Origin of the sequence: Rhodococcus coprophilus NBRC 100603 (genome assembly GCF_001895045.1) — a bacterium.
Lineage (GTDB): Bacteria > Actinomycetota > Actinomycetes > Mycobacteriales > Mycobacteriaceae > Rhodococcus > Rhodococcus coprophilus.
On sequence record NZ_BDAM01000003.1, the window covers coordinates 383,683 to 396,305 of the forward strand.

The 12,623-nt window shown below is 68.3% G+C and carries 10 protein-coding genes; 7 read left to right on the forward strand and 3 right to left on the reverse strand.

Annotated elements, in window-relative coordinates; genetic code table 11:
- Window positions 1–10: 10 nt before the first annotated feature.
- Both RDCOP1_RS07665 and RDCOP1_RS07670 read right to left on the reverse strand, forming a co-directional pair.
- Window positions 11–952 (reverse strand): hypothetical protein, encoded by a 942-nt coding sequence (locus RDCOP1_RS07665; RefSeq protein WP_072699487.1) that lies wholly within the window; start codon window positions 950–952, stop codon window positions 11–13.
- A gap of 55 nt (window positions 953–1,007) precedes the next feature.
- Window positions 1,008–1,262, reverse strand: a complete 255-nt coding sequence (locus tag RDCOP1_RS07670; protein WP_072699488.1) for a DUF7218 family protein — start codon at window positions 1,260–1,262, stop codon at window positions 1,008–1,010.
- 155 nt (window positions 1,263–1,417) lie between these two features.
- Here RDCOP1_RS07670 and RDCOP1_RS07675 point away from each other — a divergent pair, with 155 nt between their 5' ends.
- The 5 genes from RDCOP1_RS07675 to RDCOP1_RS07695 all read left to right on the forward strand — a co-directional run bounded on the left by RDCOP1_RS07675 (window position 1,418) and on the right by RDCOP1_RS07695 (window position 10,391).
- Window positions 1,418–2,962 carry an AMP-binding protein gene (locus RDCOP1_RS07675; protein ID WP_072699489.1) on the forward strand — a complete coding sequence of 515 codons (1,545 nt, stop codon included), beginning with the start codon at window positions 1,418–1,420 and terminating at the stop codon, window positions 2,960–2,962.
- 2 nt (window positions 2,963–2,964) lie between these two features.
- Window positions 2,965–4,356, forward strand: coding sequence for an FAD-binding oxidoreductase (locus RDCOP1_RS07680; protein WP_072699490.1), 1,392 nt, complete (start codon window positions 2,965–2,967; stop codon window positions 4,354–4,356).
- Window positions 4,357–4,439: 83 nt separating this feature from the next.
- Window positions 4,440–5,003 carry a hypothetical protein gene (locus tag RDCOP1_RS07685; protein ID WP_072699491.1) on the forward strand — a complete coding sequence of 188 codons (564 nt, stop codon included), beginning with the start codon at window positions 4,440–4,442 and terminating at the stop codon, window positions 5,001–5,003.
- A gap of 31 nt (window positions 5,004–5,034) precedes the next feature.
- Window positions 5,035–9,594 carry an ATP-dependent helicase gene (locus RDCOP1_RS07690; RefSeq protein WP_072699492.1) on the forward strand — a complete coding sequence of 1,520 codons (4,560 nt, stop codon included), beginning with the start codon at window positions 5,035–5,037 and terminating at the stop codon, window positions 9,592–9,594.
- A gap of 2 nt (window positions 9,595–9,596) precedes the next feature.
- On the forward strand, window positions 9,597–10,391 hold the full coding sequence (locus RDCOP1_RS07695) for a DNA-formamidopyrimidine glycosylase family protein (protein ID WP_072699493.1): 795 nt from the start codon (window positions 9,597–9,599) through the stop codon (window positions 10,389–10,391).
- On the opposite strand, the gene RDCOP1_RS07700 is transcribed toward RDCOP1_RS07695, so the two are convergent.
- Window positions 10,367–10,984, reverse strand: a complete 618-nt coding sequence (locus RDCOP1_RS07700) for a TetR/AcrR family transcriptional regulator (protein ID WP_072699494.1) — start codon at window positions 10,982–10,984, stop codon at window positions 10,367–10,369. The genes RDCOP1_RS07695 and RDCOP1_RS07700 overlap by 25 nt on opposite strands.
- A gap of 51 nt (window positions 10,985–11,035) precedes the next feature.
- Between RDCOP1_RS07700 and RDCOP1_RS07705 the strand changes: the two genes are divergently transcribed.
- On the forward strand, window positions 11,036–12,073 hold the full coding sequence (locus tag RDCOP1_RS07705) for an oxygenase MpaB family protein (RefSeq protein ID WP_084722491.1): 1,038 nt from the start codon (window positions 11,036–11,038) through the stop codon (window positions 12,071–12,073).
- A 4-nt stretch (window positions 12,074–12,077) separates the two neighbouring features.
- Complete coding sequence (locus RDCOP1_RS07710; RefSeq protein ID WP_072699495.1) at window positions 12,078–12,617, forward strand: hypothetical protein; 540 nt, start codon at window positions 12,078–12,080, stop codon at window positions 12,615–12,617.
- Window positions 12,618–12,623: the final 6 nt, after the last annotated feature.

A 12,623-nucleotide genomic window follows, 5' to 3' on the forward strand; every position in this document is an offset into this window, starting at 1 on the left:
CGCATCCACGTCATCCGCGGCGCCGGCGACCTCGCGGACGGATCCGAATCGGTTCCGGGACTTCCACGGACTCGTTGCTGGGCAGCGGCCCCTCCCCTCGCCGCGCCAGCACCTCGGCGACGCTGTCGACGCTGTCGACGCCCGGCAGCGTCGCCGACGCGCGACGCGCGACGGACTCGTCGTACAACTCGAACCACGGGTAACCGCGTTCGGTGTACTCGCGGGCGGTGATCGGCTCGGTCGGCGGGGCCGCCCCGGTGAGCGATTCCCACTGCTCGCTGTTGATCAAGGCGACGTGCACTGCCGTCCGGTGGTCGAGATCCCACACCCGTCGTTCCTCCACAGGCGACGCGATCCGTTGCGAGATCGAGCCACCCGCCCCGACCCCCATCCCGTCCGGCACCGGCGAGGCGAAGGTCATGACGGGCGGTCGGCTGTCGGCGATGTCCCGCCGCCGGTCGTAGACCTCGGCCCGCATCGGCGACACCGCGATCCGGATTCCGCCGGAGGCCGGGCCACGAGCGAGTTGTTCTTCGACCGTGTAACCCGCGCCGAGCGGCATCGCCACGAACTGGCGAACCGCATCACCGTCCGCGCCGAATCCGTCGATCCACGGCTGCGCAGGAACTTCGAGATAGTCCTCGGCCTCGAAATCCGGGCCGGGAGTCCACGGCCCGCCGGTCACCGCGTCGATATCGCCCGCTCCGACTTTGACGAGGAACGGATATCGGGTGTCGAACTTGATCCAGCAGGCTTCGGACTGCCACACCGGCAGCACGGGTCGATCGTCGACGACACGCAGGGGAAACCGGCCGAGACTCGGCGGCAGCGGGTATTCGTTCCCGTCGTCGGGAACCCGGACGGTGCGGTGGAACGACACCTTCAGTTCGGCGTCCACGTGGACGTCGGGAAACTCGAAGTACAGCGTGTCGACGTCGATGCTCAGTGCCATGCCTCACCTTCCCCGCGTGCCGGAGTCGAAACGCGAGAATCAGGTTGCCCGCCGGTCAGTGGTTGCGCAGCGCGTCCACGAGTTCGCTCTTGCGCATACTCGAGTAACCGCTCAAACCGAGTTCTTTCGCTCGCTTCTTCAGGTCGTCGACGGTCCAATCGTCGTACGACCCGGATTCTCCGCCGCGCTTTCCGACCTTCGACTTCCCCTCGGCAGCGGCAGCGTTGGAGATCCGGGCGGCCTTCTCCTTCGACGCGCCGTCGTCTCGCAGTTCCTGGTACATCTTTTCGTTCTTGATCGAGTTCGGCATCGCGCTCTCGTCTCTCGGGGTGTGTGGTGGTGTACCCGCCCGGCGACACACCGACACGTCCGGCGGCACGAAACCGCCCGCCGCATCCGGCGGCGCTCCCGGCAAGTCCACCGAGAGATGTGTCCTGCGCCACACCCTGTGGTAGACCGGGGACCATGTACCCAGGGAACTTCGTCGCCACCACTCCCGACAAGCCGGCCATCATCCGGCCCGCGACCGGTGAGTCGCTCACCTACAGGGAACTCGACGAACGCTCGATCCGGTTGGCGAAGCACCTGCGCACCGCCGGACTGCAACCCGGCGACCATCTCGCGCTGATAGCCGACAACGATCTGCGGGTCATGGAGGTCTACTGGGCCGCCCTGCGTTCCGGTCTCTACATCACCGTCGTCAACCGGCATCTCACCCCCGAAGAGGCCGCGTACATCGTCTCCGACTGCGATGCGGAGGCGCTGATCGTTTCGGCCGGGGCCGCGTCCGCCGTCGATACCTCACCCGATGCCTACCCGGGTGTGACCCACCGTCTTGCGTTCGGCGGGCAGGTGCCGGGCTTCGACGACTACGAGGAGGCCCTCGCGCGACATGACGCCTCTCCGCTCGGGGATCAGCCACGTGGCCGGGACATGCTGTACTCGTCCGGCACCACGGGCCGGCCGAAGGGGATCAAACCTGCGCTGGCCGTGGGACAGGTACAGGACGTTCCCGACCCGTACACCGCGGTCTTCGCGCCGATGTACGGGTTCGACGACACCACCGTCTACCTGTGTCCCGCACCGCTGTATCACGCTGCCCCACTGCGGTTCTGCGGCACGATCCAGTCCGTGGGCGGAACCGTGGTCCTCATGGACCGCTTCGACGCCGAGGAAGCGCTCGCCTTGATCGAAAAATACTCGGTCACCGCCTCCCAATGGGTACCGACGATGTTCGTCCGGATGCTGAAACTGCCCGAGCAGACGCGGGCGAAGTACGACGTGTCGAGCATGAAGGTCGCGATCCACGCCGCGGCGCCGTGCCCGCCCGAGATCAAACAGGCGATGATCGAGTGGTGGGGTCCGGTGATCCACGAGTACTACGCCTCCACCGAAGGTGCCGGCGCGACGTTCATCGACTCCGAGCAGGCGCTCTCTCATCCGGGATCCGTGGGCCGTGACGGCGTCATGGGCATCGTCCATATCTGCGACGACGACGGGAACGAACTCCCCACGGGTTCGATCGGGACGGTGTGGTGGGAGCGTGAGGAACATCCGTTCCGGTATCACAACGACCCCGAGAAGACCGCGAAGGCAACGCATCCCGCGCATCCGACGTGGACGACCAGCGGGGACATCGGATATCTCGACGACGAGCGCTTCCTCTATCTGACCGACCGCGCCGCCTTCATGATCATTTCCGGGGGCGTGAACATCTATCCCCAGGAGTCGGAGAACGTTCTCACCCTGCACCCGAAGGTCTACGACGTCGCGGTGATCGGTGTGCCCGACCCGGAGATGGGTGAACAGGTAAAGGCCGTCGTGCAACTCGCCGACGGGATCGTCCCGAGTCCCGAACTCGAGCAAGAACTGCTCGACTACGTCCGCGATCGGGTGTCGCATTTCAAGGCACCGCGCAGCATCGACTTCTCCGACGACCTCCCACGCACACCGACCGGCAAGCTGGTCAAACACAAGTTGCGTGCTCGCTACGTTCCGGCGGTGGGCTGATCATGTCCACCCACGACGGAACCGAGCCGGCTGTGATCTCGTTCGCCGATCTGGACGTCGAGTTGCCGGAGGGCGTACTTGTCACCGACCCGGACATCCTCGCCGGATACCGCCACGACCGTGCGCAGGACCCGGATGCAGCCGTGCCCGCCGCCCTGGTGCGCGCCACATCGACCGCGGACGTGCAGGCCACCCTGCGGTGGGCGAATTCTCACCGCGTTCCGGTGGTCCCACGCGGTGCCGGAACGAGCCTGTCGGGCGGGTCGGGAGGCATCGCGGGCTGCATCGTCCTGAGCACCGAGAAGATGCGCGCGATCACGGTGGACACCGCCACCCGGACGGCCGTCGCGCAGCCGGGGCTGTTCAATTCCGAGGTGAAGCGGGCCGCCGCCGAACACGGGCTGTGGTACCCGCCGGACCCGTCGTCGTTCGAGATCTGCACGATCGGCGGCAACGCCGCGACCAACGCCGGCGGTCTGTGTTGTGTGAAGTACGGCGTCACCTCCGACTACGTTCTGGGCCTCGAAGTGGTGCTGGCCGACGGGACGGCGGTGCGGTTGGGCGGCCCGAGGCTCAAGGACGTCGCGGGTTTGTCCCTGACGAAACTGTTCGTCGGCAGCGAAGGCACGCTCGGTGTCATCACGGAGGTGACCCTGCGCCTCCTCCCGCCGCAACCGCCGGCGTCGACGATGGTCGCCACCTTCGGTTCGGTGCAGGCCGCCGCCGACGCGGTCGTCGCGATCACGGGCACTCTGCGCCCCGCGATGCTCGAGTTCATGGATCGGACCACGATCGGAGCGGTGGAGGACATGCTCCGGATGGGCCTCGACCGGTCGACCGAGGGGATGCTCATCGCGCGTTCCGATGCGCCGGGTGCGGCCGCCGCCGAGGAGATCGCGACGATGGCGCAGGCCTGCCGTGACTCGGGTGCCGGCGAGGTGTTCACCACCGACGACCCCGACGAGGGGGAAGCGTTCGCGGCCGCCCGCCGGATGGCGATCCCCGCGGTGGAGCGGACCGGGAGCCTGCTGCTCGAGGATGTCGGGGTGCCGCTGCCGGCGCTTCCCGCGCTCGTGGAGGGGATCGCCGCGCTCGCAGCGGAGCACGATGTGACGGTCGCGGTGATCGCTCACGCCGGGGACGGCAACACCCACCCCTTGATCGTCTACGACCCCGCCGACGACGAGATGACGGCGCGGGCGGCAGTCGTGTTCGGAAAGATCATGGATCTCGCCATCGAACTGGGCGGCACGATCACCGGTGAGCACGGGGTGGGCCGCTTGAAGAAGGCGTGGCTTCCCGACCAGGTCGGCCCCGATGTCATGGCTCTGACCAGGCAAATCAAGGACGCGCTGGACCCTCGGTCGATCCTCAACCCGGGAGTGGTGCTGTGACGGCACCGCTGCGCGCCGGGCGTGCGGCAGCGCCGAGTGCGACCCCGCACCCGCGGCGACCCGTGAACAGCCATAATCGTCGCGTGAACACGCCTGCGCCCGACTCCGTATCCGAGCTTCCCCTGCGCGACACCAAGTACCGGGAGCTCGCGCGTTACCCCGAATTCGGCGTCGTCACAGCATGGTTACGCGACTACGTCCGCTCGAGTGTGCCGAACGCGCGGATGAGCGAGCGGGAGTACTGGTCGGTCTCCTGTCTTCCCGACGCCTCCGTGTCTCCGAAGGGTCACCGACTGGTCACCATCTACGCCGGAGACCTCGAAGTGGCGGGTCTGCGCCTCGACACCCCGGGGCCGGGTCTCCGGAACGTCCAGGGGTGGATCACGGTGACCCGTACGGATCTCGAAGAAGCATGCGGGGCTCCTCTCAGCCAGGTCGCTGCGGCGTCTCCGGCCCTGCGCATCACGGAAAGCGGCGCCACGGCCACGATCGAATGGACGGAGACGCCGGAGAGCAGGGCGCAGTTCGACGCGCTGCCGTGGCGGGCTCCGGCGCGTGCCCTCGTCACCGAACTCGTCCGGATGGGACGCAACCGCTGGGCGGACCTGCATTCGCCTCAGATCGCCCAATTCGCGTTCGAGGACTGAGACTGTCGGGGGCCGGGTGCACGATGGACAGGTGAGCTCTGTCCTCGACCGTTTCTCCGCGCCGACCCGCGAATGGTTCGGCGGAGCTTTCGATGCCCCGACCCCCGCACAGCTCGGTGCATGGGACGCGATCTCGTCCGGCGCCCACACCCTGGTGGTGGCACCGACCGGTTCCGGCAAGACGCTGTCGGCATTTCTGTGGTCTCTCGACCGATTGGCCTCCACCCCCGCCGAAGAGACCGTCGCACGTGAACAACGCACGCGGGTGCTCTACATCTCGCCCCTCAAAGCGCTCGCCGTCGACGTCGAGCGCAACCTCCGCTCGCCGCTCGTCGGGATCACCCAGACCGCCAAACGGCTCGGCCTCACCCCACCGGACATCTCCGTGGGGGTCCGCTCCGGCGACACCTCGCAAGCCGACCGGCGCAAACTCGCGCGCACACCGCCCGACATCCTGATCACCACGCCCGAATCACTGTTCCTCATGCTCACCTCGTCGGCGCGGGAGAACCTCACCGGCGTCGAAACGGTCATCGTCGACGAGGTACACGCGGTCGCCGGTACCAAACGCGGCAGTCATCTCGCGCTGTCCCTCGAACGGCTCGACCTGTTGCTGCGCGCGCCTGCCCAGCGCATCGGATTGTCGGCGACGGTGCGGCCGCACGAGGAGGTCGGCAGATTCCTCGTCGGCGGCGCGCCGATCCGGATCGTCGCGCCTCCGGCCGCAAAGACCTGGGACCTGACAGTTCGGGTGCCCGTGGAGGACATGACCGAACTGGGCGTCGCCGAACCCGACGAGGATTCCGCGTCCCCGACCCCGCAGGCCGGGTCGATCTGGCCGCACGTCGAGGAACAGATCGTCGACCTCATCACCGCACACAGATCGACCATCGTGTTCGCGAATTCGCGTCGCCTGGCCGAGCGGCTCACCGCCCGCCTCAACGAGATCTACACCGAACGCACGGGCGCGGAGGTCGAGCGAGCGGGCAAACCCCCGGCGCAGATCGGGGCGCCCACCGAAGTCACCTACGGCGCCGAACCGTTGCTCGCCCGCGCACACCACGGCTCCGTCAGCAAGGATCAGCGCGCACTCATCGAGGATGACCTCAAAACAGGCCGCCTGCGCTGCGTGGTCGCGACGTCGAGCCTCGAACTCGGCATCGACATGGGCGAGGTCGACCTCGTGATCCAGGTGGAGGCGCCTCCGTCGGTCGCGAGCGGCCTGCAACGGGTGGGCCGCGCGGGGCACCAGGTGGGCGAGACCTCGCGAGGCGTGCTCTTCCCCAAGCACCGCACCGATCTCATCCACTGCGCGGTCACCGTGGAGCGCATGGTCGCCGGACAGATCGAAGCCCTTCAGGTGCCCTCGAACCCGCTCGACGTGCTGGCCCAGCAGACGGTGGCTGCCACGGCTCTCGAACCTCTCGACGTGGACGACTGGTTCGACACCGTGCGGCGCAGCGGATCGTTCGCGTCCCTGTCGCGGCCGGTGTTCGAATCGGTGCTCGACCTGATCGCCGGACGCTATCCGTCCGACGAGTTTTCCGAACTCCGTCCGCGGGTGGTGTGGGACCGCACCGACGGCACGCTCACCGGTCGCCCGGGCGCGCAGCGACTCGCCGTGACCTCGGGCGGCACCATCCCCGACCGCGGATTGTTCACCGTATACATGGTGGGCGAGAAGAACACCCGGGTCGGCGAACTCGACGAGGAGATGGTCTACGAGTCGAGGGTAGGCGACGTGTTCGCGCTCGGTGCCACGAGTTGGAGGATCGAGGAGATCACGTTCGACCGGGTGCTGGTCTCCCCCGCGTACGGTCGTCCCGGCCGGTTGCCGTTCTGGCACGGCGACAGCCAGGGCCGCCCCGCAGAACTCGGGGCCGCGCTGGGCGCCTTCATCCGCGAGCTCGGGCACGCCGACCCCGACGAGGCCGAATCACGCTGCCGCAAAAGCGGGCTCGACGACAACGCGACGGTCAACCTGATCGCCCTGCTCGCCGAGCAACGCACCGCCACCGGACAGCTCCCCACCGACCGCACTCTGGTTGTCGAGCGGTTCCGCGACGAACTCGGCGACTGGCGGCTGGTGCTGCACTCGCCGTTCGGGCTGCGGGTACACGCACCGTGGGCGCTTGCGGTGGGAGCACGGCTGCTCGAGCGTCACGGCGTCGAGTCCCACCCGACCGCTTCCGACGACGGCATCATCGTGCGGCTTCCCGACACCGACGATGCGCCTCCGGGGTCGGAAATCTTCGTCTTCGATCCCGACGAGATCGACGAGATCGTCACCGAGCAGGTGGGCGGTTCGGCGCTGTTCGCGTCGAGGTTCCGGGAGTGTGCGGCACGCGCGCTGCTCTTGCCCCGCCGCAACCCCGGCAAGCGGGCACCCCTGTGGCAGCAACGGCAACGCTCGGCGCAGTTGCTCGATGTCGCCCAGCGCTACCCGACCTTCCCGATCCTCCTCGAGACCGTCCGGGAATGCCTGCAGGACGTCTACGACCTGCCCGCTTTCCACGACCTGCTCGGCCGCATCGCCCGGCGGCAGATCCGGCTCGTCGAGGTGGAAACGCCCACGGCCTCCCCCTTCGCGTCGTCGCTGTTGTTCAGCTACGTCGGCGAATTCCTCTACGAGGGAGACAGCCCGCTCGCCGAGCGCCGGGCGGCCGCGTTGTCCCTCGATTCGACGTTGCTCGCCGAGCTGCTCGGCCGGGTCGAATTGCGCGAACTGCTCGACGCGGACGTCATCACCGACGCCGAGCGCGAACTGCAGCGGCTGACACCGGACCGGCGCGCGCGCGACGCCGAAGGTGCCGCCGACCTGCTACGGCTGGTCGGTCCGCTGACCGACGCCGAGTTGCGCGACCGCACCACCGACGACCCCACCGAGTGGATCGCCGACCTCGCCCGCCAGCGGCGTGCGCTCCGCGTGTCGTACGCGGGTGAACAATGGTGGGCCGCCATCGAAGACGCGTCCCGGTTACGCGACGCGCTCGGAGTGCCGCTGCCGATCGGGGTGCCCACCGCGTTCGTCGAGCCCGTCGCCGACCCGCTCGGCGATCTCGTCGGCCGCTATGCGCGCACCCACGGTCCGTTCACCGCAGGCGAGGTCGCCGCCCGGTTCGGCCTCGGCACGGCGGTCGTCGACGCGGTGTTGCGGCGACTGGCCGCCGACAGGCGCGTCACGTCGGGCGAGTTCCGTCCGGGCTCGACCGGTTCCGAGTGGTGCGATTCCGAGGTGCTGCGGCGGTTACGGCGACGGTCGCTTGCGGCGGCTCGCCAGGACGTCGAACCGGTCAGCACCGCCACGCTCGGTCGCTTTCTTCCCGACTGGCACCATCTCGGCCGGGGCGCCGGGGGCAGCGCCCTCTACGGCCTCGACGGCGTTCTCACCGTGGTGGAACAACTCGCCGGGGTCCCGATCCCCGCGAGCGCCCTCGAACCGCTCGTCCTCGCTCCCCGGGTCCGCGACTATGCACCCACGATGCTCGACGAATTGACGTCGACAGGCGAGGTCGTGTGGTCGGGCGCCGGCTCGATCTCCGGCAAGGACGGCTGGGTGTTGCTGCATCCCGCCGACCTCGCGCCGGTGACGCTCGCGCCCGCCGAGGACATCGGCCTCTCACCCGTCCATCGAGCGATCCTCGACTCTCTCGCCGGCGGGGGCGCGTACTTCTTCCGCCAGCTCACCGATGCGGTCTCCGCCCGCGATTCGACCGCCACCGACTCGAATGTCGCCGCAGCATTGTGGGAACTGGTGTGGGGCGGATATCTCTCGGGCGACACCCTCGCGCCGTTGCGCGCGTTGATCGGCGATACCTCCCGCGCAACACCCGCCCACCGGACCCCGCGGCGCGCGCCCCGGGCGCGGATGTACCGGGCGCGCCCGGCGATGCCGTCACGCACAGGTCCTCCCACCGTGAGCGGCAGGTGGTCACTGCTCCCCGAACGTGAGACCGACGCGACGGTCCGTGCGCACAGCACAGCCGAACTGCTGTTGGAGCGGTACGGAGTGGTCACCCGCGGTGTCGTGGTGAGCGAGGGCGTACCCGGCGGTTTCGCCACGATGTACAAGGTGCTCAGCCGGTTCGAGGAGCGGGGTCGCTGTCGGCGCGGGTATTTCGTCGACTCGCTGGGCGGGGCGCAGTTCTCGACACCGGCTGTCGTCGACCGTTTGCGTTCGTTCGCCGACTCGATCGAGGGGCGCCACGACGAGACCGCGGCGATCACGCTGGCGGCGTGCGACCCGGCCAACCCGTACGGCGCAGCGCTCCCGTGGCCGAAGTCCGCGGCTCCCGACGACGCACCTCGTCACCGGCCGGGCCGTAAAGCCGGGGGCCTGGTGGTCCTCGTGGACGGAGATCTCGTGCTGTTCATCGAACGCGGGGGCCGCACCATGCTCACATTCGACGACGACCCGGGACGGTTGCGCAGTGCGTGCGCGTCACTGGCCGCGACCGTCAAGCGCGGCGGGGTGGACAAGATCGTCGTCGAAAAGGTCGACGGCGCATCCATTCACGGTCACACCTTCGCCGAACTGCTGGCCGAAGAGGGATTCTCGGCGACGCCGCGCGGATACCGGATCAGGTTCTGACGATGCCCGAGGGAGATACCGTGTACCGGGCGGCGGCGCGGCTGAACGCCTCTCTGGCCGGGAGAACGCTCACCGAGACAGATTTTCGCGTACCCCGTTTCGCCACAGCAGATTTCACGGGTTGTGTCGTCGAAGAGGTGGTGTCGCGAGGCAAGCACATCTTGATCCGGTTGCCCGAGTACACGATCCATTCGCATCTGAAGATGGAAGGTGAGTGGCACGTCTACGAGCGAGGCGCGCGGTGGCGTAAGCCCGGCCTCAAGGCTCGCGTGGTCCTGGGCACCGAAGATATCCAGGCCGTCGGATTCGAACTGGGCATCCTCGAGATTCTCCCCCGCGACCGCGAGGAGCAAGCGGTGGGACATCTCGGGCCCGATCTGCTCGGCGCCGATTGGGACGCGGTGCGCGCTGCGGAGAACCTCTCCCGCGACCCCTCCCGCCCGATCGGGACCGCGCTGCTCGACCAGCGGGTCATGGCAGGTGTCGGGAACGTGTACCGGTCCGAGTTGTGCTTCCTGCGCGGCGTCGACCCCCGGGAGCCGGTCGGTTCGGCGGGTGATCCCCGCGGGTGGGTCGACCTCGCCCACCGCATCCTCACCGCGAACCGGGACCGGGCGGTGCGGATCACCACCGGTGATCGTCGCCGTGGACGGAACCTGTGGGTGTACGGAAGGCGAGGCGACCCGTGCCGCCGCTGCGGGACTCGCGTCGAATCCTGGGACCTGGGCACGGCCGCCGACCCGGAACGGGTGGTCTACCGGTGTCCGCGCTGTCAGCCGCGAGGGTCGGAAGTGTAGGCCTCGGCGGCGTGTTCGATCAGGGACACACAATGCGCGACCAGCGTTTCCCGCGACACGGTGACGTCGCCCTCGAGGTATGCCATGAACATGCTGGTGAAGGCACCGATCAGCCCCACCGCGGCGAGATGCCGATGCGCAGCGTCCTCGACGCCGCCCAGTTGACCCTCCACCAGCGCGACGAATGCCGGCGCCAGTTCGACACCGCGCCGGTTGAGAGCGGGCTCCCGCAACGGAGCGAGCAGCAGCACGCGCCCCTTGGCGGGGTCGTCGACCACGAGTTCGACGAAGGCACGCACCGCCGCCTCGGCGATGCCGGTGGGCGGTGCCGAGGCGACCGCCGCCGCCAGCGCCTGGCGCGCTTGTTCCGCGACGTGGGCGTACACCTCGCGCACGAAGCTGTCCCGATCGGCGAAGCTCTCGTAGAAGTACCGCTCGGTGAGTTCGGCGGCACGGCACACGGCACGCACGTTCGCGGTCGATCCGTCAGGGGTTCCGATCAGGTCGGTTCCGGCGGCGAGGAGCCGTTCCCGGCGTACCCGCCGGCGTTCTTCGATGCCGACCCCGGCCCAACTGCGGCGCGTGGTGCCCAAATCTCGATTCCCGTCGTTGACTACGTGCCGGACAGATCCTACTCTGACAACATGCGTAGTCAGCACTCCGGCGGGCCCGGCCTCCAGCGGCCGAGCGTCGACGATCCGTCCGCCCGCACCGAGGAGTCGACGCGCCCGGTCTCTGCTCCCGAACCTCTCGGTCCCGATTCGCTGACGTGGAAGTACTTCGGCGGATGGCGCGGCATGCTGTTCGGGCCGTGGGCCGGGTCCATGCAGAACATGCATCCGGGACTCGGCGCAGGCGTCGAGGAGCACTCGGAGTTCTTCGACGAGCGCTGGGAACGCCTGTACCGGTCGCTGTACCCGATCTACGGAGTCGTCTTCGACGGCCCGCACGCGCCGGAGACCGCTGCGCAGGTACGCGGGTATCACAACACCATCAAGGGCGTCGACAAGAAGGGCCGTAAGTACAACGCCCTCGACCCCGGCACCTTCTACTGGGCGCACGCGACGTTCTTCTACAGCCTGATGATCTCGATCGAGTGGTTCGACGGGCCTCTCACCCTCGAACAGAAGCACAAACTCTTCGACGAGCACGTGCAGTGGTACCGCCTCTACGGCATGCCGATGCATTCGGTACCCGAGTCGTGGGAGGCGTTCCTCGAGTACTGGGATCACATGTGCCGCAACGTTCTCGAAGACAACAAGGCAACGCGTGACGTACTCGACCTGTCGAACCTCGATCGTCCCCCGTTCCTGCGATGGTTTCCCGAGCCGCTGTGGAAGCTCACGCGTCCGCACGGCGTGGGGGTTTTCCTCTGGCTCACTGTCGGCCTGTACGACCAGCCGGTACGCGACCTGCTCGGCTACCGCTGGACTGCGCGGGACGAAAAGCTCCACAAACTCGTCGGTCGTGCGATCGGCCTCGGGGGTGCGCTCGTACCGCGGCGTTTCCGCTACCACCCTCGCGCCCGCGCCGGCTGGGACCGCGCCGCCGGCCGAATCTCACCGGACGCCGCAGTGATTCACACCCCGGCCCGCAACCTGCCGCCGGTGGACCGCCGCGATTCGCCCGTCCACTACAGCCCGAAAGTGACCTCACAGCACCGGCCCGGTGTGACACGCTGATGGCGTGTCCCCGACTTCGGCTCGCACGGTAGCGCGCCGGCTGGTTCCGGCCCGTCGCGCTCCGCTCTCGCGCGATGCGGCGGCAAGCCGGATCAGTGCCTACGTCTACGGCAACGTGCTCGTCCTTGCGGCGCTGGTTCCCCTCACCACCAGTCGGCAGTACATCGGTATCGCGATCGTTCTGGGCACCGCGTTCTCCACGTTTCTGGCGCACGTGTTCGCCGAATCGGTTTCACAGAGTGTGCGCTCGGCCCGGACCCTAACCGGCAACGAGCGCTGGGAGGAACTCCGCAACTCCGTCCCGATCCTGTCGTCGGCCTCGTTCCCATGCCTGATCCTTCTCACCGCGTGGGTCGGATGGCTCGAACCACGTACGGCGCAACTCCTCGCCGAGCTGGTCATACTGATCCGCATCGGCTCGACGGTCTTCGTCGTCCAGGGTTTGCAGGGTCGCCCGCCCGGAACGTCGACGGTGTTCGCCGCGGTGGGGATCGCTTTGCTCGCGGGCGTCGTCGTAGCGGTGAAGCTCGTCCTGACGCACTGACCTCGG

Excerpts from the sequence above, each read along its gene's own strand:
- RDCOP1_RS07665 (WP_072699487.1), bottom strand. The coding sequence starts at position 952 with ATGGCACTGAGCATCGACGTCGACACGCTGTACTTCGAGTTTCCCGAC.
- RDCOP1_RS07670 (WP_072699488.1), bottom strand. The coding sequence starts at position 1,262 with ATGCCGAACTCGATCAAGAACGAAAAGATGTACCAGGAACTGCGAGAC.
- RDCOP1_RS07675 (WP_072699489.1), top strand. The coding sequence starts at position 1,418 with ATGTACCCAGGGAACTTCGTCGCCACCACTCCCGACAAGCCGGCCATC.
- RDCOP1_RS07680 (WP_072699490.1), top strand. The coding sequence starts at position 2,965 with ATGTCCACCCACGACGGAACCGAGCCGGCTGTGATCTCGTTCGCCGAT.
- RDCOP1_RS07695 (WP_072699493.1), top strand. The coding sequence starts at position 9,597 with ATGCCCGAGGGAGATACCGTGTACCGGGCGGCGGCGCGGCTGAACGCC.
- RDCOP1_RS07705 (WP_084722491.1), top strand. The coding sequence starts at position 11,036 with ATGCGTAGTCAGCACTCCGGCGGGCCCGGCCTCCAGCGGCCGAGCGTC.